This window comes from Stenotrophomonas sp. YJH_SMC_135 (assembly GCF_059372355.1).
Window position 1 is genome coordinate 148,518 of the sequence record NZ_JCAFVN010000002.1, and the last position, 25,575, is coordinate 174,092.

At 67.1% G+C, this 25,575-nt stretch carries 29 protein-coding genes and 2 tRNA genes; 22 read left to right on the forward strand and 9 right to left on the reverse strand.

All coding sequences use genetic code 11. The annotated features are described in order from the left end of the window. Positions 1-81: 81 nt before the first annotated feature. A complete protein-coding gene (locus tag AC5P98_RS07195) occupies positions 82-1,008 on the reverse strand; it encodes a phosphoribosylaminoimidazolesuccinocarboxamide synthase (RefSeq protein ID WP_014648673.1) in 927 nt (308 codons plus the stop codon). A 144-nt stretch (positions 1,009-1,152) separates the two neighbouring features. Between AC5P98_RS07195 and AC5P98_RS07200 the strand changes: the two genes are divergently transcribed. From AC5P98_RS07200 to AC5P98_RS07245, 10 genes are all read left to right on the forward strand, one after another. Then, the gene (locus tag AC5P98_RS07200; RefSeq protein ID WP_005411327.1) at positions 1,153-1,482 is read left to right on the forward strand and encodes a J domain-containing protein; all 330 of its coding nucleotides are present in this window, start codon (positions 1,153-1,155) and stop codon (positions 1,480-1,482) included. A gap of 57 nt (positions 1,483-1,539) precedes the next feature. After that, on the forward strand, positions 1,540-2,217 hold the full coding sequence (gene rpe, locus AC5P98_RS07205) for a ribulose-phosphate 3-epimerase (protein ID WP_006474082.1): 678 nt from the start codon (positions 1,540-1,542) through the stop codon (positions 2,215-2,217). 12 nt (positions 2,218-2,229) lie between these two features. Further along, positions 2,230-2,712: a GNAT family N-acetyltransferase gene (locus AC5P98_RS07210; protein WP_049404524.1), complete on the forward strand. Its 483-nt coding sequence runs from the start codon at positions 2,230-2,232 to the stop codon at positions 2,710-2,712. 253 nt (positions 2,713-2,965) lie between these two features. Continuing rightward, the gene (gene yegS / locus AC5P98_RS07215; RefSeq protein ID WP_049404522.1) at positions 2,966-3,895 is read left to right on the forward strand and encodes a lipid kinase YegS; all 930 of its coding nucleotides are present in this window, start codon (positions 2,966-2,968) and stop codon (positions 3,893-3,895) included. A 298-nt stretch (positions 3,896-4,193) separates the two neighbouring features. Continuing rightward, complete coding sequence (trpE, locus tag AC5P98_RS07220; protein WP_014648670.1) at positions 4,194-5,669, forward strand: anthranilate synthase component I; 1,476 nt, start codon at positions 4,194-4,196, stop codon at positions 5,667-5,669. A gap of 67 nt (positions 5,670-5,736) precedes the next feature. After that, positions 5,737-6,522, forward strand: coding sequence for an SIMPL domain-containing protein (locus tag AC5P98_RS07225; protein WP_049404521.1), 786 nt, complete (start codon positions 5,737-5,739; stop codon positions 6,520-6,522). A 2-nt stretch (positions 6,523-6,524) separates the two neighbouring features. Next, a complete protein-coding gene (locus tag AC5P98_RS07230) occupies positions 6,525-7,112 on the forward strand; it encodes an anthranilate synthase component II (protein ID WP_014038739.1) in 588 nt (195 codons plus the stop codon). 16 nt (positions 7,113-7,128) lie between these two features. Further along, positions 7,129-8,160: an anthranilate phosphoribosyltransferase gene (gene trpD / locus AC5P98_RS07235; protein ID WP_049404517.1), complete on the forward strand. Its 1,032-nt coding sequence runs from the start codon at positions 7,129-7,131 to the stop codon at positions 8,158-8,160. Positions 8,161-8,234: 74 nt separating this feature from the next. Further along, entirely contained in the window at positions 8,235-9,029 is a 795-nt protein-coding gene (trpC, locus tag AC5P98_RS07240; RefSeq protein WP_008264665.1) for an indole-3-glycerol phosphate synthase TrpC, read from the forward strand. Continuing rightward, the gene (locus AC5P98_RS07245) at positions 9,026-9,742 is read left to right on the forward strand and encodes a haloacid dehalogenase-like hydrolase (protein WP_005419826.1); all 717 of its coding nucleotides are present in this window, start codon (positions 9,026-9,028) and stop codon (positions 9,740-9,742) included. The genes trpC and AC5P98_RS07245 overlap by 4 nt, the downstream gene beginning before the upstream one ends. Positions 9,743-9,854: 112 nt before the next feature. On the opposite strand, the gene AC5P98_RS07250 is transcribed toward AC5P98_RS07245, so the two are convergent. Beyond that, a complete protein-coding gene (locus AC5P98_RS07250; protein WP_010482650.1) occupies positions 9,855-10,616 on the reverse strand; it encodes a sulfite exporter TauE/SafE family protein in 762 nt (253 codons plus the stop codon). 62 nt (positions 10,617-10,678) lie between these two features. Further along, positions 10,679-11,368: a cAMP-activated global transcriptional regulator CRP gene (gene crp, locus AC5P98_RS07255; protein WP_010482649.1), complete on the reverse strand. Its 690-nt coding sequence runs from the start codon at positions 11,366-11,368 to the stop codon at positions 10,679-10,681. Between the two features lie 149 nt (positions 11,369-11,517). Here crp and speD point away from each other — a divergent pair, with 149 nt between their 5' ends. After that, positions 11,518-12,312, forward strand: coding sequence for an adenosylmethionine decarboxylase (gene speD, locus AC5P98_RS07260; protein WP_014648662.1), 795 nt, complete (start codon positions 11,518-11,520; stop codon positions 12,310-12,312). Between the two features lie 167 nt (positions 12,313-12,479). Continuing rightward, on the forward strand, positions 12,480-12,800 hold the full coding sequence (locus AC5P98_RS07265; RefSeq protein WP_005419816.1) for a DMT family transporter: 321 nt from the start codon (positions 12,480-12,482) through the stop codon (positions 12,798-12,800). Between the two features lie 81 nt (positions 12,801-12,881). Here the strand turns inward: AC5P98_RS07265 and coq7 are convergent, their stop codons facing one another. Then, on the reverse strand, positions 12,882-13,526 hold the full coding sequence (gene coq7, locus AC5P98_RS07270) for a 2-polyprenyl-3-methyl-6-methoxy-1,4-benzoquinone monooxygenase (RefSeq protein WP_014648661.1): 645 nt from the start codon (positions 13,524-13,526) through the stop codon (positions 12,882-12,884). A gap of 196 nt (positions 13,527-13,722) precedes the next feature. On the opposite strand from coq7, the gene rplM reads away from it, so the two are divergent. Next, a complete protein-coding gene (gene rplM, locus AC5P98_RS07275; RefSeq protein ID WP_005414692.1) occupies positions 13,723-14,151 on the forward strand; it encodes a 50S ribosomal protein L13 in 429 nt (142 codons plus the stop codon). Between the two features lie 2 nt (positions 14,152-14,153). Then, positions 14,154-14,546 carry a 30S ribosomal protein S9 gene (gene rpsI, locus AC5P98_RS07280; protein ID WP_005411311.1) on the forward strand — a complete coding sequence of 131 codons (393 nt, stop codon included), beginning with the start codon at positions 14,154-14,156 and terminating at the stop codon, positions 14,544-14,546. Positions 14,547-14,882: 336 nt separating this feature from the next. Here the strand turns inward: rpsI and AC5P98_RS07285 are convergent. Both AC5P98_RS07285 and AC5P98_RS07290 read right to left on the reverse strand, forming a co-directional pair. Then, positions 14,883-14,957, reverse strand: a tRNA-Gln gene (locus AC5P98_RS07285). 55 nt (positions 14,958-15,012) lie between these two features. After that, positions 15,013-15,089: transfer RNA gene (locus AC5P98_RS07290), tRNA-Met, on the reverse strand. A 121-nt stretch (positions 15,090-15,210) separates the two neighbouring features. Between AC5P98_RS07290 and AC5P98_RS07295 the strand changes: the two genes are divergently transcribed. From AC5P98_RS07295 to bfr, 3 genes are all read left to right on the forward strand, one after another. Further along, positions 15,211-15,831, forward strand: a complete 621-nt coding sequence (locus tag AC5P98_RS07295; protein WP_049407834.1) for an RNA pyrophosphohydrolase — start codon at positions 15,211-15,213, stop codon at positions 15,829-15,831. A gap of 108 nt (positions 15,832-15,939) precedes the next feature. Further along, entirely contained in the window at positions 15,940-16,149 is a 210-nt protein-coding gene (locus AC5P98_RS07300; protein ID WP_005411309.1) for a (2Fe-2S)-binding protein, read from the forward strand. 142 nt (positions 16,150-16,291) lie between these two features. Beyond that, on the forward strand, positions 16,292-16,762 hold the full coding sequence (gene bfr / locus AC5P98_RS07305) for a bacterioferritin (protein ID WP_005419804.1): 471 nt from the start codon (positions 16,292-16,294) through the stop codon (positions 16,760-16,762). A 1-nt stretch (position 16,763) separates the two neighbouring features. Here the strand turns inward: bfr and AC5P98_RS07310 are convergent, their stop codons facing one another. From AC5P98_RS07310 to AC5P98_RS07320, 3 genes are read right to left on the reverse strand one after another with little or no spacing between them, the layout of a single operon-like run. Next, entirely contained in the window at positions 16,764-19,004 is a 2,241-nt protein-coding gene (locus AC5P98_RS07310) for an ATP-binding protein (RefSeq protein ID WP_049407835.1), read from the reverse strand. 1 nt (position 19,005) lies between these two features. Continuing rightward, positions 19,006-20,895 carry an EAL domain-containing protein gene (locus AC5P98_RS07315; RefSeq protein ID WP_049407837.1) on the reverse strand — a complete coding sequence of 630 codons (1,890 nt, stop codon included), beginning with the start codon at positions 20,893-20,895 and terminating at the stop codon, positions 19,006-19,008. Between the two features lie 44 nt (positions 20,896-20,939). Beyond that, positions 20,940-21,557, reverse strand: coding sequence for a DUF4126 domain-containing protein (locus AC5P98_RS07320; protein WP_049407839.1), 618 nt, complete (start codon positions 21,555-21,557; stop codon positions 20,940-20,942). 179 nt (positions 21,558-21,736) lie between these two features. Between AC5P98_RS07320 and AC5P98_RS07325 the strand changes: the two genes are divergently transcribed. From AC5P98_RS07325 to ampE, 5 genes are all read left to right on the forward strand, one after another. Continuing rightward, positions 21,737-22,480 carry a DUF6776 family protein gene (locus AC5P98_RS07325; RefSeq protein WP_005411304.1) on the forward strand — a complete coding sequence of 248 codons (744 nt, stop codon included), beginning with the start codon at positions 21,737-21,739 and terminating at the stop codon, positions 22,478-22,480. A gap of 4 nt (positions 22,481-22,484) precedes the next feature. Continuing rightward, positions 22,485-22,949, forward strand: a complete 465-nt coding sequence (locus AC5P98_RS07330; protein WP_032956754.1) for a bactofilin family protein — start codon at positions 22,485-22,487, stop codon at positions 22,947-22,949. 31 nt (positions 22,950-22,980) lie between these two features. Further along, positions 22,981-23,373 carry an iron-sulfur cluster insertion protein ErpA gene (gene erpA / locus AC5P98_RS07335; protein WP_046432858.1) on the forward strand — a complete coding sequence of 131 codons (393 nt, stop codon included), beginning with the start codon at positions 22,981-22,983 and terminating at the stop codon, positions 23,371-23,373. Between the two features lie 153 nt (positions 23,374-23,526). Next, entirely contained in the window at positions 23,527-24,432 is a 906-nt protein-coding gene (nudC, locus tag AC5P98_RS07340; protein WP_049407841.1) for an NAD(+) diphosphatase, read from the forward strand. Between the two features lie 134 nt (positions 24,433-24,566). After that, positions 24,567-25,454, forward strand: coding sequence for a regulatory signaling modulator protein AmpE (ampE, locus tag AC5P98_RS07345; RefSeq protein WP_014648654.1), 888 nt, complete (start codon positions 24,567-24,569; stop codon positions 25,452-25,454). The last annotated feature ends 121 nt before the right edge of the window (positions 25,455-25,575 follow it).

Sequence of the window (25,575 nt, forward strand, 5' to 3'; positions counted from 1 at the left end):
TTCGCGAGGTTGCCGGCCAGCGGCCGGCACTACCGCGATCAGAGCGCCCCCCGCCTTTCCGGCCGGGGGGACGCGGGGGGATCAGTCGACGCTGATCCCGGCCAGGCGCTGCAGCGCCTCGGCGTACTTGGCGCGGGTGCGCTCGATGATCTCGGCCGGGATGCTCGGGCCCGGGGCGGTCTTGCCCCAGTCCAGCGTCTCCAGGTAATCGCGCACGAACTGCTTGTCGTAGCTCGGCGGGCTGGTGCCCACTTCGTATTCGTCGGCCGGCCAGTAACGGGAGGAATCCGGCGTCAGCATCTCGTCCATGATGTACAGGCGGCCATCGGCGTCGGTACCGAACTCGAACTTGGTATCGGCCAGGATGATGCCGCGCTCGCGGGCGTAATCGGCCGCGAACTTGTAGATGCGCAGGGTGGCGTCGCGCACGCGCTCGGCCAGTTCCGCACCGACCTGCTTCACCATCGCATCGAAATCGATGTTCTCGTCATGGTCGCCGACGGCGGCCTTGGTCGAGGGGGTGAAGATCGGCTCCGGCAACTGCTCGGCCTGGCGCAGGCCATCGGGCAGGTCAATGCCGCTGACCTTGCCGGTGCGCTGGTAGTCCTTCCAGCCGCTGCCGATCAGGTAGCCGCGGGCGATCGCTTCCACCGGCACCGGCTTCAGCTTGCGGGTGACCACCGCACGCTTGGCGTACAGGGCTGGGTCCACGCCTTCGGGCAGCACGCTGGCCACGTCGATGCCGGTCAGGTGGTTGGGCATCAGGTGCGCGGTCTTGGCGAACCAGAAGTTGGAGACCTGGCAGAGCATCTCGCCCTTGCCCGGAATCGGGTCAGGCAGCACCACGTCGAACGCCGACAGGCGATCGGTGGCGACCATCAGCAGGTACTCGCCCGGCGGGGTTCCGGCTGGCAGCCGCTCGCGCGGGATATCGAACACATCACGCACCTTGCCGCGATGGCGCAAGGGCAGGCCGGGGAGATCGGATTGCAACAGCGTGGTTGGCACGGGCACTCCTGGGGCGTTGTCGATACGGCTGCTGCCCAACGGACCCGGCGGGCCCGCTGACCAGCGGGCGGCCTAGTGTAAAGCGGTCCGGGCCCGCTGTGACGTAAAATGAGCGTCCATTTCGTCGGTCGACCCCGGAGCGCCATGCGCTGGTACGGAAAACTGCTCGGATTCATCGCCGGCGCCCTGCTGTTCCGGCCCAATCCGCTGTTCGGCGCGGTGGTCGGCCTGTTGATCGGCCACGCCTTCGATTCGGACTGGTTCCGCCTGAACAAGGAGAACCCGTACCGGGAGCTGGGGCTGACCTCCGAGGCCACCGATGCCGAGGTCGAGCGCGCCTACCGCAAGCTGATCTCGCAGTACCACCCCGACAAGCTGGGCGGTGCCGCCCCCGAGCTGCAGCAGCAGGCCGAGCAGAAGTCGCGGCGGATCAATGCCGCCTACGACCGCATCAAGACCCTGCGCAAGCGCTGATTCCAGAGTCCCGCCTGCGGGCGGGAGAACCTTTTCCCCGTTCCGAAGGCCCCGGCCATGTCCAACTGCCTCATCGCCCCCTCCATCCTGTCCGCCAACTTCGCCCGCCTCGGCGAGGAAGTCGACAACGTCCTCGCCGCTGGCGCGGACTGGGTCCACTTCGACGTGATGGACAACCACTACGTGCCGAACCTGACCATCGGCCCGATGGTCTGCCAGGCGCTGCGCAAGCACGGCGTCACCGCGCCGATCGACGTGCACCTGATGGTCGAGCCGGTGGATCGCATCATCCCGGACTTCGCCGAGGCCGGTGCCACCTACATCAGCTTCCACCCGGAGGCGAGCCGCCACGTGCACCGCACCATCCAGCTGATCCGCTCGCTGGGCTGCAAGCCGGGCATCGTGCTCAATCCGGCCACTCCGGTGGACATCCTCGACTGGGTGCTGGATGACCTGGACCTGGTGCTGCTGATGTCGGTCAACCCGGGCTTCGGCGGCCAGGCCTTCATCCCCTCGGCGCTGGACAAGCTGCGCGTGGTGCGCAAGATGATCGATGCCAGCGGCAAGGACATCCGCCTGGAGATCGATGGCGGCGTGAAGGCCGACAACATCGGCGAGATCGCCGCTGCCGGCGCCGACACCTTCGTCGCCGGTTCGGCCATCTTCAACGCCAGGACCAGCTACCAGGATGTGATCGCGCAGATGCGCGCCAACGTCGCTGCGGCACGGGGCTGAGCCATGAGTACGGTGGCCGTGTTGAACATCCGCCCGGCCACCGTCGCCGATGCGGGACTGATCCTGCATTTCATCCGCGAGCTGGCCATCTACGAGAAGGCCGAGCATTCGGTGCAGACCGATGAGATCGGCATCGCCGAGAGCCTGTTCGGCGCCGATGCCACGGCGCGCGCGTTGATCTGCGAAGCCGACGGCGAGGCCATCGGCTATGCGGTGTATTTCTACAACTATTCCACCTGGCTGGGCCGCAAGGGCATCTACCTGGAAGACCTCTACGTCAGCCAGGAAAAGCGCGGTGCGGGCGCCGGCAAGGCACTGCTGAAGTACATCGCGCGCCAGGCCGTGGCCGAGGGCTGCGGCCGTTTCGAATGGTCGGTGCTGGACTGGAACACCCCGGCCATCGAGTTCTACACCGCTGCCGGTGCCAGGCCGCAGGACGAGTGGACCGTGTACCGGTTGCAGGGCCAGGCGCTGCACGATTTCGCCAACGGGTGAGGCGTGTGGTGGCTGCGTACCGCAACCCGGTGGGTGCGAACCTTGGTTCGCACTCCCTGCGTACCCCCCCAAAAAAAAAGCCACGCCAATCACTGGCGTGGCCTCGCTGCATGCGTGGGAGGCTGATCCTGCCTCCATCCATCGTCCCTGCTATGGCCTTCCATTCTCCAGCAACTGAATGACACCTGCGTGACATTCACCGCGGGCAAACAGCGCATTGCTAGCCTGTGCCACCCCCTCCTGGAAGTACCGCATGACCACCCCGCGCTGGCGCCTGATCCTCAATGGCAAATCCGCTGGCAACGAGGAGCTGCGCGATGCCGTCGGCCACTGGCGCGGACAGGGCGTGCAGCTGGACGTGCGGGTGACCTGGGAGGACGGTGACGCCGAACGCTACGTGGCCGAGGCCATCGATCATGGCGTGGACGTGATCGTTGCCGCCGGTGGCGATGGCACGCTCAGCGCGGTGGCCGAAACCCTGGCGCATCGTGAGGAAGCGGCGGATGCGCTGCCCTCGCTGGCGCTGATCCCGATGGGGACCGCCAACGATTTCGCCACGGCTGCGGGTATTCCGACCGAGCCTGAGGGCGCGTTTGCGTTGATCGGACAAGCCACGCCGCGTGCCATCGATCTGCTGCGCGTGGACGCCGATGGCACGCCCTGGTGGTGCGCCAACCTCGCCAGTGGCGGCTTCGGCACGCAGGTGACGGTGGAGACCGATGCCGGCCTGAAGAAGATGCTGGGCGGGCTGGCCTATGTGATCACCGGCATCGCCAAGCTGGGCCGCATCGAGCCGATCACCGCGCGGCTGTCCGGCCCGGATTTCGCGTGGGAAGGCGACTTCATCGCCCTGGGCATCGGCAATGGCCGGCAGGCCGGCGGTGGCCAGCAGTTGTGCCCGCAGGCCGTGATCGACGATGGGCTGCTGGATGTCACCGTGCTTCCGGAACTGGAAGGTGAGGTCACCGCCACGCTCGGCCAGATGCTGAAGTCGGGCACCCAGGCGGCGCTCGAACAGCTGGCCACGCGCGCGCGGCTGCCGTGGCTGCAGGTGGAGTCCGAGCGCCCGTTGACCCTCAACCTGGACGGCGAACCAGTCCAGGCCCGCCAGTTCCGCATCGCGTGCGTGCCGGGCAGGGTGCGGATGCACCTGCCGACCGGATGCCCGTTGCTGGCCGGGTAGGGGTAGGGTCGACTGTTGGTCGACTGCTCTTCGTTCCGACGGCGTAAAACCCCGCGCTACGCGCGCAAGTCGACCAACAGTCGACTCTACCGGTCCGCGTCGTTGGTTCCCGTGGCCGGCCCCGCCCGTCCCGTGGTTCAGTTTCCCAGGGTTCCCCTCCCGCCCCGGCTGCGATACAGTCAGGGGGTGTCCAGCCTGACGACCCCGCATACCCTTTCTTCCGCACGCCGTTGGTGGCGATGGTGGCCCGTTGCCGTCGTCCGCCCCCATAACGCTGTGTCCCGGAAGGAAAGTCGTCTTGAACTCGCACGCTCAGTTTCAGCAGCAGGCCGCTGAAGGCCACACCCATATTCCCGTCGTCCGTGAAGTGCTGTCCGACCTGGACACGCCGCTTTCGGTCTATCTGAAGCTCGCCGACGGCCCCAATACCTACCTGTTTGAATCCGTCGAAGGCGGCGAGCGCTTTGGTCGTTACTCGATCATCGGCCTGCCGGCGCGTCGCGTGTACGCCTTCCATGGCCACACGCTGACCGTGCGCGAAGACGGCCAGGTGGTGGACACCCGCGAAGTGGCCGACCCGTTCGCCGAGGTCGAGGCGCTGCGCAGCGCCCACTCGGTGCCGAAGCTGGAAGGCCTGCCGGGCTTCACCGGTGGCCTGGTCGGCTGGTTCGGTTTCGAGTGCATCGGCTACATCGAGCCGCGCCTGGCCCCGCCGGCCGGCCGCGATGAGCTGGGCACGCCGGACATCCTGCTGCTGGACTCCAACGAGCTGGCGGTGTTCGACAATCTCAAGGGCCGGCTGTACCTGATCGTGCACGCCGACCCGCGCGTCGAGGGCGCCTTCGAGCAGGCCCAGGCGCGCCTGGATGCACTGACTGCCAAGCTGCGTGCACCGGGCGCCGGCTATCCGGCGCCGCTCAACAGCGACGTGCTGGACGAATCGGATTTCGTCTCCGGTTTCACCCGCGAAGGGTTCGTCGATGCGGTCCAGCGCAGCAAGGAATACATCCGCGCCGGCGACATCTTCCAGGTGGTGCTCAGCCAGCGCCTGAGCGTGCCGTTCAAGGCGCGCCCGGTGGATGTGTACCGCGCGTTGCGTGCACTGAACCCGTCGCCGTACATGTACTTCCTGGATGTCGGCGACCTGCAGGTGGTCGGTTCATCGCCGGAAATCCTGGTACGCCTTCAGGATGGCGAAGTCACCGTGCGCCCGATCGCCGGCACCCGCCCGCGTGGCGCCACGCCCGAGCTGGACCTGGCGCTGGAAGCCGAGCTGCTGGCCGATCCGAAGGAACGCGCCGAGCACCTGATGCTGATCGACCTCGGCCGCAACGATGCCGGCCGCGTCTCGAAGGCAGGTACCGTGGAGGTGGGCGAGCAGTTCGTGATCGAACGCTACAGCCACGTGATGCACATCGTCAGCGAAGTGACCGGGCAGCTGCAGCCGGGCCTGAGCTATGCCGACGTGCTGCGTGCCACCTTCCCGGCCGGCACGGTCAGCGGCGCGCCGAAGATCCGCGCGCTGGAAGTGATCCGCGAGCTGGAACCGATCAAGCGCAATGTCTACGCCGGCAGCATCGGCTACATCGGCTGGCACGGCGATGCCGATACCGCGATCGCGATCCGCACCGCGGTGATCAAGGATGGTCGCCTGTATGTGCAGGCCGGTGCCGGCATCGTCTACGACTCGGACCCGGACAAGGAATGGGACGAAACGATGAACAAGGGCCGCGCGCTGTTCCGCGCCGTCGCCCAGGCCGCCAAGGGCCTGTGATCCTTCCCGTGCCGTGGCCTGCGCCGCGGCACCTTCCGCTGTTCCCATTCAAGACGAGGAGTACCGCATGAAGCTGCTGAGCGCATTGCTGTGGTCGTCACTGCTGGCCACGATGGCCCCGTCTGCGTGGGCGCAGGCCAACACGATTCCCTCGCAGCCGCACCTGCTGGTGAAGGGGCAGGGCAGCCGCACGGTGATGCCGGATCGGTTCGGCCTGCAGTTGAACATCGAAGAGACCGACATGGACGCCGACGCCGCACGCCGCCGCGTGCAGGACAACGTTGCCCGCGTGCTGGCACTGTTCAAGCAGCACAAGGCGGTGGAGGGCAGCGTGCGCGCGGACAACCTGCGGATCGGCCCGGCCACGCGCTATGAGCAGAACCGGCAGGTCTTCATCGGTACCCGCGTATCGCGCCAGCTGCGTGCCAGCTTCGCCAGCGTGAAGGCGATGCAGGATGTGCTGGGGGCGTTGAAGGCCAACGAGAACGTACAGGTGAGCAGCCTGGCGCCGACCTATTCGGGCGAAGTGGCGCTGCGCCGCGAACTCAAGGGCGAGGCAGCGGCCCAGACCCGCGAGTCCGCGCAGGGCCTGGCCAAGGCCTATGGAACAAGAGTGCGTGGCCTGTACAGCATCTCCGATGTGGCGCCGGACTTCGCCTACGGCATCCGGGCCGGGCAATGGCCGCAGCAGGGCGAGGACGGCGGGGACCTCGACAGGATCTCGGTGACCGGCAGCTACGCGCCCGCCTCCGCGCCCGCGCCCGCGCCCGCTGAGCCCGAATCCATTGAAGCCGGCCCCATCACCTACACCGAAAACGTGTACGCCATTTTCCTGATAAGCGACGGAACCTGACCATGTTGTGGATGATCGACAACTACGACAGCTTCACCTACAACCTCGTGCAGTACCTGCAGACGCTGGGCGCCGAGGTGAAGGTGGTGCGCAACGATGCGATGAGCGTGGACGAGATCGCCGCGCAGAAGCCCGAGCGCATCGTCATTTCGCCCGGCCCGTGCACGCCCAACGAAGCGGGCGTGTCGCTGGAGCTGATCCAGCGCCTGGGCCCGACCACGCCGATCCTCGGCGTTTGCCTGGGCCACCAGGGCATCGGCCAGGTCTACGGCGGCACGGTCATCCGTGCCGGCAACATCATGCACGGCAAGACCTCGCCGATCCGCCATGAAGGCAAGGGCGTGTTCGCCGGCCTGCCGGACCGCTACCAGGCCACCCGCTACCACTCGCTGGTGGTGGACAAGAACAGCCTGCCCGATGTGCTGGAAGTGACCGCCTGGACCGAGAACGACGACGGCTCGATCGAAGAAATCATGGGCCTGCGCCACCGCCAGTTCCCGGTGGAAGGCGTGCAGTTCCATCCCGAATCCATCCTCACCGAACACGGCCACGCCCTGCTGCGCAATTTCCTGCAGCGTCCGGCGGCCTGATCCAAGGAGCATTCCCATGAGCTTCTCCCCCCAGGAAGCCCTGCATCGCACCATCGAACACCGCGAAATCTTTTTCGACGAAATGGTCGACCTGATGCGGCAGATCATGCGCGGCGACGTCTCGCCGATGATGACCGCGGCGATCCTGACCGGGCTGCGCGTGAAGAAGGAGACCGTGGACGAGATCGCCGCGGCGGCCACCGTGATGCGTGAATTCGCCCGGCCAGTGCCGGTGGCCGATACCTCCAACCTGGTTGATATCGTCGGTACCGGTGGCGATGGCTCGCACACCTTCAACATCTCCACCTGCTCGATGTTCGTGGCCGCTGCCGCCGGTGCGCGCGTGGCCAAGCATGGCAATCGCAGCGTGTCGTCCAAGTCCGGCAGTGCCGATGCGCTGGAAGCGCTGGGCGCGGTGATCGAACTGCAGCCGGATCAGGTGGCCGCGGCCATCGAGCAGACCGGCATCGGCTTCATGTTCGCGCCGATCCACCATCCTTCGATGAAGGTCGTTGCGCCGGTACGCCGCGAGATGGGCGTGCGCACCATCTTCAACATCCTCGGCCCGCTGACCAATCCGGCCAGCGCGCCGTCGGTGCTGATGGGCGTGTTCCATCCCGATCTGGTGGGCATCCAGGCCCGCGTGCTGCGCGAGCTGGGCACCGAGCGCGCCATGGTGGTCTGGGGCCGCGACAACATGGACGAGATCTCGCTGGGTGCCGGCACGCTGGTGGGCGAACTGCGCGACGGCAAGGTGCGCGAGTTCGAGATCCACCCGGAGGACTTCGGCATCGCCATGTCGGCCAGCCGCAACCTGCGCGTGGACAGCCCGGAGCAGTCCATCCAGATGCTGCGCGCGGTACTGGACAACGAGCCCGGCCCGGCGCTGGACATCGTTGCGTTGAATGCCGGCGCCGCGCTGTACGTTGCCGGCGTGGCCAGCGACATCGGCGACGGCCTGGCCCGCGCCCGTGCCGCCATCGCCAACGGCAGTGCCCGCCAGCGCCTGCAGCAGTATGTTGAGACCACCCGCGCGCTGGTTGCCTGAGCGCGCGGTTCAGCCTGACCCCGTCGATGGCCGATAATGGCCGTCCTCACCGCCCCCGCACCGAACCGAAGACGATGAGCGACATCCTGCAGACGATCCTGGCCCGCAAGGCCGAAGAAGTGGCCCAGCGCCGCGCCCAGCGCCCGCTCGAGGCGCTGCAGGCCGCCGTGGCCAGCGCCCCGCCGGTACGTGGCTTCGTGCGCGCCTTGCAGGCGGCGGTGGCCAACGGCGATCCAGCGGTGATCGCCGAGGTGAAGAAGGCCAGCCCGTCCAAGGGCGTCATCCGCCCGGACTTCCGCCCGGCCGACATCGCCGTCAGCTACGAGTTCGGCGGCGCCAGCTGCCTGTCGGTGCTGACCGACGTGGACTTCTTCCAGGGCGCCGACGCCTACCTGCAGCAGGCGCGCGAGGCGTGCACGCTGCCGGTGCTGCGCAAGGACTTCGTCATCGACGCCTACCAGGTGTACGAGGCACGCGTGCTGGGCGCCGACTGCATCCTGCTGATCGTCGCCGCGCTGGACGACACCCAGCTGGCCACGCTGTCCGAACTGGCGCTGTCGCTGGGCATGGACGTGCTGGTGGAAGTGCACGACATCGACGAGCTGGAGCGTGCGCTGCAGGTGCCGGCGCCGATGATCGGCATCAACAACCGCAACCTGCGCACGTTCGAAGTGTCGCTGCAGACCACGCTGGACATGCAGAACGCGGTGCCGCGTGACCGCCTGCTGGTCACCGAGAGCGGCATCCTTGGCCCGCAGGACGTGGCGCTGATGCGTGACGCCGGCATCCATGCCTTCCTCGTCGGCGAAGCCTTCATGCGCGTGGAAGAGCCGGGCGAGGGCCTGCGTCAGCTATTCTTCGCGGCATGACAACGCACTATCCAACGCCGCGCGAGGATGCGCCGCTGGTGGTCTTCGACTTCGACCACACCCTGTACGACGGCGATTCGGGCACCCACCTGTTCGCCTCGCTGATCAAGCGCAACCCGCTGCGCATGCTGGCGGCGCTGCTGGTCACGCCGATCGCCGGGCCGATGGTGGCGATGCTGCCGACCCGTCGCGCGGGCATCTCGGTCTATGTGTGGATCGGCAGCTTCGGCCTGCACCGTGCGCGTGACTTCAACAAGGTGATCGACGCCTATGTGCTGCGCAACCAGGCGCAGATGCGCGCCAAGCTGCTGCCGCAGGCGCTGGAGGTGTTCGCCGCGCACCGCGCCAAGGGCGACCGCGTGGTGGTTGCCACAGGTGCGCCGCCGGAGCTGGCGCGCGCGATCCTGGCTTTCGTGGCCCACCAGGACGTACCGGTGATCGGCACCGAGGTCGGCCCACGGCTGGGCGGCGTCGGCCCGACCCGCCACTGCCACAATGAAGAGAAGATGCGCATGCTGCGCGAGCGCGGCTACGGCGACATCGATATCGCCTATTCCGACAGCACCGCCGACCTGCCGCTGCTGCTGGCGGCCAAGGCGCCGGTAGTGGTGAACCCCAAGCCGGGCCGGGTGGCGTTCTTCCGCCGCGTGCTGCCGGCGGGCACCCGCATCCTCAACTGGGGTTGCGTGGACCGGGGCGGCGACAAGGCCTGATCCCGCCGCACGGTGATGGATCTGCCGGCCAGCGGCCGGCACTACCCTTCTCCGTCGCGGTTGTGCCGGCGCTTCTCTGTCCCGGTAGTGCCGGCCGCTGGCCGGCAAACGCTCAGCGGTACAGGTGCCCGTACACCGCGTGGCCAATCTGGAACAGGCTGATCCCCAGCACCAGCACGCCGACGGCCACCAGCACCCAGCGCTCCTTCACCCGCTTGACCAGGATGGCCGCTACCGGCGCGGCCATCATGCCGCCGATCAGCAGGCCGGCGACGATCTGCAGGTGCTGCACCCCCATCGACAGCAGGAAGGTCGCCGACACCGTCAGCGTGACCACGAACTCCGCCGCATTGACCGTGCCGATCGTGGTGCGCGCCTGGCCACCCCGGGCGAGCAGGGTGGACGTGGCGATCGGCCCCCAGCCGCCGCCACCGCTGGCGTCGAGCAGGCCCGCGAAGAAGCCCAGCACCGGTACCCGGCGGATCTCGCCCTTGGGCATCCAGCGTCCGGCCGCGCGGGCCAGGATGATGATCGCCAGCACCAGCAGGTACAGGTAGATCAGTGGCCGGATGATCTCGCCCGGGATCTGCGTGAGCACGTACGCGCCCACGGCACCGCCCACCGCGCCAGGCAGGGCCAGGCGCAGGAACAGGCGCTTATCGACATTTCCGGCTGCGAGGTGCGACACACCCGAGGCGCCAGTGGTGAACACTTCAGCGGTGTGGATGCTGGCGCTGACCTGCGCCGGGGGCAGGCCCATGCTCAGCATCACCGACGAAGACACCAGGCCGAACGCCATGCCCAGCGCGCCATCGACCAGCTGTGCGCCCAGGCCGATGAGGATGAACCACCAGAATTCGCTGCTCAGTTCCATGCCCCGAGCCTAGCGCGCGAAGGAGTGCGGACCAAGGTCCGCACCCACCGGGTGCTCAACGGTCAACGGGTGCCGTACAGCACCACGGTCTTGCCACGGGCATGCAGCAGGCCGTCGGTCTGCAGCTTCTTCAGCACGCGGCCGGCCATTTCCCGCGAGCAGCCGACCAGGCGTGCCAGCTCCTGGCGGGAGACGCGCAGCTGGCTGCCCTGCGGATGGCTCATCGCCTCCGGTTCCTGCGCCAGGTCGTGCAGGGTGCGCACGATCCGGTCGGTAACGTCCAGGAATGCCAGGCGGCTGGCCTTGCGGCTGGTGTCGAGCAGGCGCTTGGAGATCTGCTGGCCCAGCGCGTACAGCAGGCGCGGGGCGTCGGCCGACAGCGGGCCGAGGAACAGCTGATGCAGGCGCTCGTAGCTGATTTCAGCCAGCTCGCAGGCGGTACGGGTCCGCAGGATCACCTCGCGGCGGTCCGATTCGACGAACAGGCCCATCTCGCCGACGAACTCGCCGGCACCGAAGTAGCCCAGCACAAGCTCGCGATCGTCATCTTCCTCGGCCATGATCGAAACCGAGCCGCTGATGACGTAATACAGGGTTCCCGCCGGGTCACCGGGTCGGAAGACGTCGGTACGGGTGGGATATCGCCGCCTGTGGCTGTGCGCCAGGAAACGATCGATTGTGGCGATATCCAGGGCCAGTGGACTGCTAGCTAGGCGCACGGTTGACACGATAGGGGCGCTCCCTCTGCGCATGAACGGATTCACGGGGTCGATAGCGGAGCTTAACCAGCGCAATTGTTAAGGGCAAACAGTGTGCCAGAACTCTTGCGTCTTCACGTTCCCCCCGGGGGCAGTTTGCCCCATAATTCCCCCTTTCCCTTCTTACACAGGAATCGACCGCCGTGGTCAAGCCGTTGCCTCGCCTGAGGCTGCAGGGTTTCAACAACCTCACCAAGGCGCTGAGCTTCAACATCTATGACGTGTGTTACGCGCGCACCGAAGAGGAGCGTCAGCGTTACATTGAATACATCGATGAAGAGTACAACGCCGACAGGCTGACTCAAATCTTGACCGATGTCGCCGAGATCATCGGCGCCAACATCCTGAACGTGGCCCGCCAGGACTACGACCCACAGGGTGCCTCGGTGACCATCCTGATCTCCGAAGAGCCGGTGATCGACAAGAAGCAGGCCGGCAAGGAACTGATTCCCGACGCCGTGGTCGCGCACATGGACAAGAGCCACATCACTGTCCATACCTACCCGGAAACCCATCCGCAGGAAGGCATCGCGACGTTCCGCGCGGACATCGACGTGGCGACCTGTGGCGTCATTTCGCCGCTGAAGGCCCTGAACTACCTGATCGAGAGCCTGGAATCGGACATCGTGATCATGGACTACCGTGTCCGTGGCTTCACCCGCGATGTGAAGGGCAAGAAGCATTACATCGATCACAAGATCAACTCGATCCAGAACTTCCTGGCCAAGAACATCAAGTCGCGTTACGAGATGTTCGACGTCAACGTCTACCAGGAAAACATCTTCCACACGAAGATGCACCTGAAGGACTTCGACCTGGACCAGTACCTGTTCGAGGAAAAGGCCAAGAACCTGTCGTTCAAGGAACGCATGAAGATCGAAGCGCTGCTCAAGCGCGAGATCGAAGAGCTGTTCCACGGCCGGAACCTGTCCGAGTAAGCCCCATGTGCGATGCCCGCAGGCATCGCCGCCCAGGCGGGACGACCCGCCCCGTGGAACCAGTGCCTCGCACGCGTTACAGTTCCACGGTGATGTACCGACCCACGGCCCGGTGTGAAAACACCGGGCCGTTTCGTTTTTCCCAAAAAGGTAAGGAGCCCCCACCCATGCCCTGGATCTATCTGCTGCTGGCCGGCCTGTTCGAGATCGGTTTCGCCCTCGGAATGAAGTACTCCGAAGGCTTCAGCAAACCCCTGCCCACCGTTGCCACGGTGGTGTCCGCCCTGATCAGCCTGTACCTGATGAGCCAGGCGATGAAGAGCATCCCCGTCGGCACCGCCTACGCGATCTGGACCGGCATCGGCGCCATGGGCGTGGCGGTGCTGGGCATCTACCTGTTCAACGACAGTGCGTCGCCGGCCCGCCTGGCCTGCGTGGGCCTGATCGTAGCCGGCGTGATCGGCCTGAAGCTGGTCTCGCCGAACTGATTGATGGCCCGACCAACGGTCGGGCCCCACCGTCGCCCCCGCACCTCCTGGTAGGCCCGCACCGTTGGTGCGGGCGACCCTTCAAATGCGGTAGGCGATGGTCTTCATCACCCTGGAAGCCAGCGCCATCGCGCCCGGGATCGGGAACGGCAGGCGGCGTGCGCCGGCCTGTTCGGCGTGCTCCGCATGGCGGGCCTCGTCTTCCTTCATCACCTGGATGACCGCGCGGCTGCGCAGATCGCCGGCCGGCAGGTCGACCAGGTGCTCGTCCAGATGGGCTTCCACCTGGCGCTCGGTTTCAACCACGAAGCCCAGGTTCCAGCCGTCGCCGCGCAGACCCGCCAGGGTGCCGATGGTGTAGCTGCCGGCGTACCACAGCGGATTGAACAGGCTCGGGCGGCTGTCCAGTTCATCCAGTCGGGTCGCGCACCAGGCCAGGTGATCGGTCTCTTCCTGGGCCGCTTCCAGCAGGTGTTCACGGGTGGCCGGGTCGCGGGCCACGGCCGCCTGGCCGAAGTACAGGCCCTGTGCGCAGACCTCGCCGACATGGTTGATCCGCATCAGCCCCGCGGCGTGGCGGCGCTCGGCGCGGTCCATGCCCGGCTCGCCGGTGCCTGCGGCCGGGTAGGGGCGGGCCGCCGGAGGGTTGCCGAACACCGTGTCCAGGGCGCGCTGCGCCTCGGTCAGCAGGTGGTCCAGCGGGGTGGTCTGGCGGAGCACGGTCATGGCGGCACGCGGTGGGGCGGGAGACCCGCCGATTCTCGCCCGCCCCCGCTCCCCTGCCAACCCGGGGCAGGGCCAGCTTGCACCGAGGGCGTGACCTGCGTACAATCCCGCCTCTTGCGCTTCACCTTTCACAACGCGTGGCAGAGTTCCGGCGAGTCCTTCGCCGCAATGAGCCCGACCTAACCTAGAGTTCTTCATGAGCACTTTCACTGCCAAGAACGAGACCGTCCAGCGCGACTGGTACCTCGTCGACGCCGAGGGCAAGACCCTGGGCCGTCTCGCCACCGAGCTGGCCCGCCGTCTGCGCGGCAAGCACAAGCCGGTCTACACCCCCCACGTTGATACCGGCGACTACCTGGTCGTCATCAATGCAGAAAAGATTGCCGTCACCGGCAAGAAGCTGCAGGACAAGATGTATCACCGTTTCACCGGCTACATCGGCAACCTGAAGACCGAATCCCTGGCCCAGGCGCTGGAGCGCCACCCGGAGCGCGTGATCGAGATCGCCGTGAAGGGCATGCTGCCGAAGGGCCCGCTGGGTCGCCAGATGTACCGCAAGCTCAAGGTCTACGCCGGCACTGAGCATCCGCACGCCGCACAGCAGCCGCAGGTTCTGGATATCTAATCATGGCTATCACTCAAAACTACGGCACTGGCCGCCGCAAGTCCTCCACCGCTCGCGTGTTCCTGCGCAAGGGTTCGGGCAACATCACCGTCAATGGTCGTCCGCTGGACGAGTTCTTCGGTCGTGAGACCGCGCGCATGATCGTGCGCCAGCCGCTCGAGCTGACCAAGAACACCGAAAGCTTCGACATCCTGGTCACCGCCGCTGGCGGCGGCACCACCGGCCAGGCCGGTGCGATCCGCCTGGGCATCGCCCGTGCGCTGGTCGAGTACGACGAAACCCTGAAGTCCGAGCTGCGCAAGGCCGGCTTCATGACCCGTGACGCCCGTGAAGTCGAGCGTAAGAAGGTCGGTCTGCACAAGGCCCGCCGCGCCACCCAGTTCTCCAAGCGCTGATTTACCGCGCCTGGTTGGGCTCCTGCGGGAGCCCGCTGGTTGGAAAAGCAAAAGCCCGGCTTCGGCCGGGCTTTTGTCGTTCTGGGGTCGTGGATTTCCTGGTTGCCAGCCAGCGGCCGGCACTACCCGGGGTTTCGCATCTCCGAAGGGGTGGGGTCAGAGCCTTTTCCTTTGGAAAAGGATCCGACCCCGGGCCTCTCTCTGGAGAGGAGCCCCCTTGTTGTTCAGGGGGGGGGGGGGGGGGGGCGCGCCGACAGGCGCGGGGATAAGGTGGAATGCGCGACCAAATTAAAAGCAAAAGGCCAGATCTTTCGATCTGGCCTTTTGCTTTTAATTTGGCTGCCCCGGATGGATTCGAACCACCGAATGCCTGAGTCAGAGTCAGGTGCCTTACCGCTTGGCGACGGGGCAAAACGTGCAACTATTTTCTCACTTTTCACACTGAAAAACAACTTGATTTTCAGTGTGGTGGCTATGGGTGGACTCGAACCACCGACCCCAGCATTATGAGTGCTGTGCTCTAACCGGCTGAGCTACATAGCCTTGGTGAGCCCGCTATTCTGCGGATGTGTATCGACCCTGTCAACACTTTTGTGTCGTGCTTGTGGGCCGACAGAGGGCATGGGATAGTCCCGACCAGTAGATTTTCTTAGGAGTCCGCATCGTGATCGATCCGGACGGCTATCGACCGAACGTCGGCATCGTGCTGATGCGGCAGGACGGCCAGGTGTTCTGGGCACGACGCGTGCGCCGGGATGGCTGGCAGTTCCCGCAGGGTGGCATGAACACCGACGAGACGCCTGTCGAGGCCATGTATCGTGAACTGCAGGAAGAGACCGGCCTGCTGCCTGAGCATGTGGAAGTGCTCGGGGCCACGCCCGGCTGGCTGCGCTACAAGCTGCCGGCGCGGGCCATCCGCCGCAACGAGCGGCAGGTCTGCATCGGCCAGAAACAGGTCTGGTTCCTGCTGCGCCTGACCGGCGACGAATCCCATGTGACGCTGGACCACACCGACTCGCCCGAGTTCGACCACTGGCGCTGGGTCGACTTCTGGTACCCGGTAGAGCACGTGGTGATGTTCAAACGCGGCGTCTATGCGCGTGCCCTGCGACACCTGGCGCCACTGGCGCGCGGCGTGGCCGGGCAGGGCGTCACCGCCATGCCCAAGAGCGCCGCCGAGGCCTGGATGCCGGGCCACACCGCCGGGCACGACCGCCCGCGCAAGCGCCCGCGGACCCGAGGGTACTGGCCGAAGAAGGTCACGGGCGAAGGCCCGGCCAGCTGACCGGCTGAACCGTATCGAGAATGGTTCAGGTCTCTGATTGACAACCATTCTCGTTTCCATTGGAATAGCCACCAGGCCGCTTCTGGCCTGTCAGCCCGGTTCCCGCCTGTGTACGTCTGCATCTGCAACGGAGTCACCGACCACCAGATCCGCGAAGCCGCCAGCCATGGCGTCAGCACGGTGGCCGAACTGACCATGCGTACCGGTTGTGGTGCCACCTGCGGTTCCTGCCTGGACATGGCCGGCGACCTGCTGGCCAAGGCACGTGCGACCCACGATCTGCCGCTGCCGGTATTGGGCCTGGCGCAGGTCGCCTGATCGCCTTTTCGCGGCGCGTTGACGCCGCGCTTTCGCATCCTTCACCTTCGGCCGCGCAGGCCAATGCGCACGATTCGCGTTCCTTCACGAGTGCACGCGAGGCGTTAAAGTGCCTGCGTTTTCAGCGTGCAGGAGCACCCCCATGAAGGGCGACACCAAGGTCATCGAATTCCTCAACAAGGTCCTCTACAACGAGCTGACCGCGATCAACCAGTACTTCCTGCACGCCAAGATGCTGAAGAACTGGGGCATCAAGGAACTGGCCGAACACGAGTACAAGGAATCGATCGACGAGATGAAGCATGCCGACATGCTCGCCGACCGCATCCTGTTCCTTGAAGGCCTGCCGAATTTCCAGGCGCTGGGCAAGCTGCGCATCGGCGAGAACCCGACCGAGATCCTGCAGTGCGACCTGTCGCTGGAACGCGATGGCGTGGTCACCCTGCGCGAGGCCGTGGCCTATTCCGATTCGGTTGGCGACTACGTCAGCCGCCAGCTGTTCGTGAAGATCCTCGATTCGGAAGAGGAGCACATCGACTGGCTGGAAACCCAGCTGGACCTGATCGAGCGTATCGGCGAGCCGAAGTACCTGCTGAGCAAGCTGGAAGAGTGAGTCAGCCGCCCTGGCCGGCGCGGTGCTGTGCCAGGTAGCCCGTCAGTGCAACACGCGCCCGGGCGAATTCCGCAACCAGCAGCGCCACCGCCACCGCGGGGCGCTGCAGGCTGCCACTACGGGCTTCGTGCTCGATCCGCTGCGCGATCGCCGACAGCGACAATGCGCCGACGTTTGCACTCGATGACTTCAGGCTGTGCGCTGTGGCCTGCAAGCGCAGCTCATCGCCGTTCTGCGCGGCCAGCTGCAACTGCTGCACCATCACCGGCGCATCTTCAAGAAAGACCATGACGATCTGGGTGGCAGCGTCGCCGATCACGGTGTGCAGTTCATCCAGTACGTCGCGGTCGATCACCGGTTTCGGCGCGGCTTGGCTTGTCGTCTCCTGTAAAGCCGAGCCATGCTCGGCTGATGGAGTGGGAGTGCCACTGGCCGTCAGCCGAGCATGGCTCGGCTCTACAGACGGCTCCACAGAAAATTGTCCAGGTGATGCAGCTTTGCCGCCACCCCAACGCAGCAGCAGCGCATGCAGCGTGGCGCGCGCGATCGGCTTGGACAGGTAATCGTCCATGCCCGCCTGCAGGCAGCGCTCGCGGTCACCGGCCATGGCGTTGGCGGTCATGGCGATGATCGGCAGGCGGGCGCGCCCGGTCTCCACTTCTTCGGCGCGCCAGCGGCGCGTGGCGGCGTAGCCGTCCAGCACCGGCATCTGGCAATCCATCAACACGATGTCCACGCCGCCTTCGCGGAGGGCGGCCAGCGCCTGCTCGCCATCGGCGGCGTTGCGCACTTCGCACTGGAACACGCGCAGCAGTTGTTCGGCGACCATCCGGTTGACCGTATTGTCCTCCACCAGCAGCACACGCAGATGCAACGGCGGCAGCGTGGCAGCCGGTTGCTCGTTGTCCGCGCCGGCCAGCAGCGCAGCGGGGCGGGCGGGGGCGACCGGTGCAGCCAGCAGTGCATGCAGGGCCGCATCGTCGAAGTGCGGGGGCAGCTGGCGCTGGCGCTGGCGTTGTGGAAGTGCGCCCTCCTGCAGCCACAGCACCTGCAGCACATCGTCGTCACCACGTTCACTCAGCGCCAGCTGCAGCGTGGCCTCACCGTTGCGGCGTGCGCGGGCATCGACCAGCAGCCATGCCGGTGCCGGTTGTCCGGGCCGCGCGGGAGCGCGCAGGCGCTCGACCACGGCATCCAGCTGTGCCAGCACCTGCACCTGCAGCCCATGGTGGGCGGCGATGCGCTCGATACGTGCCTGCAGCGTTGCATCGGCACTGAACAGCAGCAGCGGTGCCGGTGCGCGCGCCATCGCCGGCAGGTCGCCAGCGACCTTCAGCAGCGGGATCTCGAACCAGAAGGTTGCGCCCTGGCCCGGCGTGGAGTGCACGCCGATGTGCCCGTGCATCAGGTCGATGATGCGCTTGCAGATGGCCAGGCCCAGGCCGGTGCCGCCATAGATGCGGGTGGTGGATGCGTCGGCCTGGCTGAAGGACTGGAACAGGCGTGCCTGCAGCGCGTCGTCGATGCCGATGCCGGTATCGATGATCTCGAAGCGCAGCTGGTGCTGCGCGGCACTTTCACCCAGGCGCAGCACGCGCAGCTGCACCTGGCCGCGGGCGGTGAACTTGATGGCGTTGGCCAGCAGGTTGCTCAGCACCTGGCGCAGGCGCACCGGGTCGCCGCGCACCGGCAGGCGCACCGATGGATCCAGTTGCAGGCCCAGGGCCAGGCCCTTGGCGTCGGCGGCCCGCTGCATCAGCTGTACCACGCCATCGAGCAGGTCGCGCAGGTTGAAGCTGGTGATCTCCAGTTCCAGCGCCTGCGCTTCCAGCCGGGAGTAGTCGAGGATGTCGTCGACGATGCGCAGCAGCTGTTGCGAACTGGCCGAGGCGGTGGCCAGCATCTGCCGCTGGTCTTCGCCCAGCGGCCCGCGTGCGATCAGCTCCAGCATCGGCAGGATGCCGTTGAGCGGGGTGCGGATCTCGTGGCTCATCGTGGCCAGGAACTCGCCCTTGGCCAGCACGGCCGCCTCGGCGGCCTGCTTGGCCTGCAGCAGCTGTTGTTCCAGCTGGCCCTGGCGTTCGGTGGTATGGCGAAGCTGGTCGCGTTCGGCGGCCAGCGCACTGTGCGTGCGCTGCAGCTGGGCCAGCGCATGGTTGCGCGCGCGCAGGCGCAGGCCCAACAGCAGCAGCGCGATGGCGGCCGCAGCAAGGGCAACCAGCAGCACGCCCCACAGCGGCACGTCAGAGCACCGCGTTGTGGAAGTCGAAGTTCAGGTCGCTGCCGGCCGACTGCACCATGTTGCCCTGGATGTAGTCGACGCCGCCTACCCACATCGCCGCTGCAGCCTGCGGATCCTCGATCTGCTGGCCGATGATCTGCAGTCCGGCGGCATGGGCCTGTTCGATCGTCTTGCGCAGTTCCTCGCGCGTGGCCGGATTGGAGTGGCTGCTGGAGAAGCGCGCAGCCATGCGCACGAACGACAGCGGCAGCTGGGTCAGCAGTGCATCGGCCTCGCCGCTGGGTTCGAACTGGCTCAGGCAGAAGCGCACCCCCGCGCTGGCCATGCGCTGGCAGAACTGCTGCAGCGGCACGGTGTGGATCAGTGCGTCGGGCAGGCGCACGTCGATCACCAGCGCACTGCCGGGCAGGTCACGCTGCTGCAGTGATTCCAGCAGCCAGTCGGCGAAGGCATCGCGCTGCAGGGTGCGCAGCGACTGCGAGACGAACAGGCTCAGCGGCTGCGTTGCGTGCCGGTACAGATCCAGCAGGCCCAGTGCGTGGTCCATCACCTGCTGGTCGAGGTCGGCGATGCGCCCGGCGGCTTCCGCGGCGGGGATCACCTGGCCGGCCGCCAGCACCGTGCCATCGGCCTGGCGCAGGCGCAGCAGCAACTGGTATTGCGCGGTGTTGCCGCCTGCCACGGCGACGATCGGCTGGTAGGCCAGTTCCAGCTGGCCCTCCAGCAGCGCCAGGTGTTCCTGTTCGGTGACCGCCTGGCGATGCACATGGCCCGCCACGCCGGCGCTGAGCAGGCGTGCCTGCAGGGTGGTGCGCTCAACCGCTTCCAGCGCACTGCTGGCATCCTCGAAGCCCGGCGACAGCGGCGCATAGCCGACCACGCCGCGCAGATGCACGGATTCGTCGTCGCGGATCACGAAGGCGCGGGCCGACAGCTGCTCGCGCAGGCTCGCGGCGATGCCTTCGAGGGCGTCCTCGTCGGCGTTGCGGGCCAGCAGCAGGAAGCTGTTGTCGTTCAGCCGCGCCAGCAGGTGCGGATGGCCGGCTTCGGCCAGGCGCTGCCCGGCCTGCACCATCAGCCGTTCAAACGCGGCATAGCCATAGCGTTCGCGCAGGCCCAGCGCACTGGCCACTTCGATGAAGAACACGCCGCCCCGGTCGCGGTGGGCGAGTGCGGTGTTGAGCTGCTGCAGCACATGGTGGCGCGTCGGCAGGCCGGTTTCCGGATTGCTGGTGGCCGGTGCGCCGGTGGCGCCCGGCAGGGTCGCGGCCTGGGCACGCGCGCGGCGGATGCGGTTGGCCACCGCTGCGATCAAGTGGCGCGGCCGGATCGGCTTGCTCAGGTAGTCGTCGGCGCCGCTGTCGAGCACTTCGAACTGGCGCTCTGGATCCGGATCGCCGCTGAGGAACACGATCGGCAGCAGCTGCAGGCCGGGCTGCTGGCGGATCAGCGCGGTCAGGCGCATGCCGTCCAGCCCGGGCAGGTGCAGATCCATCAGGATCAGGTCGGGGCGGTGCTCCTTGATCGCCTGCAGCGCGGCATCGGCATCGCTGTGCACGATCGCCTGCATGCCGGCGCCGTGCAGCACGCTCTGCGCGAACAGCGCCTGGGCGCGATCGTCTTCAACGATCAGCACGCGGTAGGGCGAGTCCGAGGGCGGCGGGGCCAGATCGTTGTTGCCGGCTTCGGCCAGTGCGATCGGGCCGGGCAGCGGCGGCGGTGCGCTGTTGACCGGCGCCGGGGCATCGGTCGCGATGGGCGGCGGGGTCGCAGCCGTCGGTGCGGCCACAGCGGGGCCTGCCGCCTCGGGTGCCCAGCGCTGCCAATGATCGGCCGGAGGGATTTCAGCGCGTCCCGGGCGGGCGCCCGCGGGGGATTCGTTTGCGGCCATCGGTGCTCCTGGTGTTCGCGTCCATTATGCGACAAGCCCGGTGCTCAACCGGTACTGCTGTGCCCCGGCGGTGCTGCCGATGCACCGCGCGCCAGCCAGCGCACGCCCTTCCACAGCGCGCGCCAGACCAGCCACACCAGCAGCGCGCCGGCCAGGCTGCAGGCCAGCACCACGATCAGCGCGATCCACGGGTGTGCCAGGGCCAGCGCCAGGCCACCGACTACCACGGTGTCCTCGGCGGCGGAGGCGACCCAGTTGCTGGCCGGTTCCGGCGAGGTATTGAGCAGCGCGCGGGTACCGGCCTTCAGGCCGTGGCTGGCGAGGGCGACGCCGGCACCGGCGGCGAGTGCGCCGGCGCCGAGCTGACCGTCCGGCGACAGGGTAGCCGCTGCGAGGAACGCGCCGGCCGGCACGCGTGCGAGCGTCTGCACCAGGTCCCAGACCGAGTCCACGCCGGGAATCTTGTCGGCGAAGAACTCGGCGATGGCCAGCGCCGCCGACGTGCCCAGCACCCACCAGGATTCGGTGGCCTGCAGGGCGGGCGGCAGGTCGACCCAGCCGAGCAGGCCGGCAAGGCCGACGCCGAACACGGTGAGGTAGACGCGGATGCCGGCCAGCCAGGCCAGCAGGATGCCGATCACGAACAGGTGGGCTTCGGTCATGGCGATGCTCCGGCGACGGAACTGTGCAGGGGACCACACTATCGACGATGGCATGCCTGAACGCCACAGACCGTGGCCGGCCACGGCGCAGGAAACCCACCCGTCCTGTCATACACTAGCCCGTCGTTTGCCACAGGGGCCGTACCGGTGTCGCCCTCGCGATACCCCGGAAACCACCCATGACCAACCGTCCTCCCATGCGCGTGCAGGTACGCCTGCCCGGCGCGCCGCAACCGCCGGCCGACCGTCGCCGCCTGCTGGTGATCGGCGGCATCTGGCTGCTCAGCCTGGTGCTGGCGGTGCTGGGTGGCTGCTGGATGGCCACGCCACGCGATGCCCAGGGCCAGCGCCTGCAGGCTGCCGAGAAGCGCGCCGAGACGCTGCAGGCGCAGCTGACCGAGCTGCGCCAGAAGCAGGCCACGCTGGAAGCCTCCGACCGCATCAGCCGCGCCGCCAATACCGAGGTGCAGTCCTCGCTGGCCGAGCGCGATGAGGAAATCGCCGGCCTGCGCGCCGACGTTGCCTTCTATGAGCGCCTGGTGGGTTCGACCAGCCAGCGCAAGGGCCTGAACACCCATTCGATCGAGTTCAGCCCGGAAGCGGCCGGCACCTGGCAGTACACCGCCGTGCTGACCCAGAACCTCAACCGCGGCGCCATCAGCCAGGGGCAGATGCGCTTCACCGTGGAAGGCGTGAAGAACGGCAAGCTGGCCACGATCAGCTGGGATGATCTGCACCAGCGCAGCAAGGTGCCGGGACAGGATTACTCGTTCCGGTACTTCCAGCAGCTCACCGGCAGCGTGATGCTGCCGGCTGACTTCACCCCGCAACGCGTGCGGGTGACATTGGGGAGTGGTACGGGGGGTACCACCCAGGTATTCGACTGGAAACAGGCCGGCGCGCCGGCCAGCAAAGGGGAGTAGGCAGATGTTCGGAAGCAGCAAATCCAACCGTGAAGGCCAGCTGGTGGTGGATGCCCTGATCGGCAACCAGGTGGTGATCCGCGGTGATGTGGAATTCAGTGGTGGCCTGTATGTGGAAGGTCGCATCCACGGCAAGGTGATCGCCACAGAAGGCGCCAGCGGCGCGACCCTGACGGTCGCCGAGCATGGCGTGATCGAGGGTGAGATCCGGGCCCAGGTGGTGGTCATCAGCGGCCGTCTGGATGGCGATGTACACGCCACCGAGAAGGTCGAGCTGACCCCCAGCGCACGGGTCAATGGCAACGTCCATTACCAGGTGGTGGAGATGAATGCGGGCGCCCAGCTGAACGGCCGCCTGATCCATGCCAGCGCCCCGATGGCGGCCCTGCCGGCGCCGGAAGGCGATGAGGCCAATGGCGGCAAGGGCGACACCGCCGCACGCCGCAAGCTGGCCGAGGCGATGGCTTGAAAGCCATCCCCGGCACCCCCATGCTGGCACCATGAGCACGCTAGTCTCCCTGCCCGGCGCCACCCCGCTTGCCGCGCCCGATTACCAATCGCTGGAGCGCCCGCTGAACTTCACCGAGTCGGCGGCCGCCAAGGTCAAATCCCTGATCCAGGAAGAGGGCAACCCCGACCTGGCCCTGCGTGTGTACATCGAGGGCGGCGGCTGTTCGGGCTTCCAGTACGGGTTCGAGTTCGACGAGAACCGTGCCGAGGATGACCTGGCGGTACAGACCAGCGGGGTGACCCTGCTGGTCGACCCGCTGAGCCTGCAGTACCTGATGGGCGCCGAGGTGGACTACACCGAGAGCCTGACCGGTGCCCAGTTCGTGATCCGCAACCCGAACGCAAAGACCACCTGCGGCTGCGGCAGCAGCTTCAGCATGTAAAAGGCCTGTGGCCGGAATGTGCCAACCAGGGTTGGCACCTGCCAGAGCGGGTAGATCCACGCCATGCGTGGATGATCCTTCCTGCATCCACAACGGCAGATTGCGCACAGCGCCGACCTTGCCACCCGCATCGATTGGCGGCACGCTTGCAGAATGCCCAATACTCCTTCGCCGCTTTCCGGTTTCGCCTTCGTGGGTGAACCGCTGGAGCGCGCCGATGCCCTGCGCGAAGATGCCGATGCACTGGCGCGCCTGTGGCCGGGCGCGCGCATTCTCGTGCTCGATCAGGACGGCAGCGCCTTCACCGGCGATGACGATCAGCCACTGGCGCTGACCGGCGCCGACATCGGCGGCGGCCCGGGTGCCGCGATCTTCCTCGGCCTGCGCGGAGAGCAGGCGTGGTTCTCGGTTGAAGCCACCAACGTCACCATCAGCGCACCACGCCGGCTTGATCTGCGCCAGGCCGCGCTGCTGTGGTCGATGGCCGATGCGACCGCCTTCAGCTATGCCCGCGGCATGTCGTACTGGCACTCGCGCACCCGCTTCTGCGGCGTGTGCGGCGGCGCCGTGGCGTTTGCCCGTGGTGGCTTCGTCGGCCGCTGCGGGCAGTGTTCCACCGAACACTACCCGCGTGTCGACCCGGCGGTGATCGTCGCCGTGGAAAACCAGGGCCGGCTGCTGCTGGGCCGGCAGTCGAACTGGGCCCCGCGTCGCTACTCGGTGCTGGCCGGCTTCGTCGAACCCGGCGAGACCTTCGAGCAGACCGTGGTGCGCGAAGTCCATGAAGAGAGCAAGGTGCGGGTGACGGCCTGCCAGTACCTCGGTTCGCAGCCCTGGCCATTCCCGGGTGCGCTGATGGTTGGCTTCCGCGCACAGGCGCAGGATGACCTGCCGACCGTGGACGGTGAGCTGGAAGACGCGCGCTGGTTCAGTGCCGACGAGGTCGGCGCGGCACTGGCGCGCGACGTGGAGGACGATGGCCAGGGTATCCGCCTGTCGCCGCCGATCTCGATTTCGCGCGGCCTGATCGAGCATTGGTACCGGCAGCAGGAGGGCTGAGCCGGGCCGGCTGGGGCGATTGCATTGCCGCCACCTGAACACGGCCCGGGTTACAGTGCGGGTCATCGCGGAGGGCGCCGCTGCGACAGGTAAGGTAGCGGCGCCGAGCGTTCTGTTTTGTAGGGAGACCTGCCATGTTCACCACTCTGGCCGCCGTGCTGGTGGCACTGGCCCTGGGCCATGTTGCTCCGGCCGCTGCTGCCTCGCTGCGCCGTTTCGACGGTTTCCGGCGTTGGCTGGGCTGGCTGGATGCGCGTGGTGGCAAGGCCTGGCAGGGACCGGCCGGCGTTGCCTTGGCACTGCTGCCGCCGCTGTTGCTGATGGTGCTGCTGGCGTGGCTGCTGCGCGGGGTGCTGTTCGGCCTGCCGTCGCTGCTGCTGGGCGTAGCGGTGCTGGCCTGGTGCTGGGGCCCGCGTGACCTGGACCGCGATATCGAGGCCATTATCGATGCCGATGATGCGGCGACGCGGCAGGCTGCAGTGCGCAACCTGCAGTCGGCCGGCGGCAGCCTGCGCGAGGACATTCCGTCACTGGTCGAGGCGACGGTGCTCAACGCACTGCGGCGCTGGTTCGCGGTGCTGTTCTGGTTCCTGTTGCTGGGCCCGGCTGGCGCGCTCGGTTACCGGCTGCTGGCGCTGATGGCGGAGAGCCCGATGCGCGCACGCGTGCCGGTGGAGCCGCTGGCGCTGGCGCAGCGCCTGCTGGGCTGGATCGAGTGGCCGGTGGCGCAGCTGATGGCCTTCTCGATGGCGCTGGTGGGCAATTTCGATACGGCGTGGAAGGCCTGGCGCCAGGCCCATGGCGAACGCCTGGCCGGCAACATCGGGTTCCTTGGCGCGGTGGCGCGGGCCAGCGTCAACGCCGAGCTGCGTGAGGATGCGCACGATTACACCGAGGCAGGGTTGCTGCCGGTGTGGCAGCGGTTGCCGGACCTGCGTGATGCGATGAGCCTGGTGTGGCGGATGCTGCTGCTGTGGCTGGCGGTCCTCGCCCTGCTGGTGATTGCAGGCTGGGTGACGTAGTTGCTGTTGCAGGGCTTGCAGCCCTGCACCTGCAGAGGCCAAAGCCAATGCCAGAGCCAAAGCGGCTCTGGATTGCTGAGGGTTGGGCGGGGCGGTGTGGGGCTGCAGGACACGCCGTAAA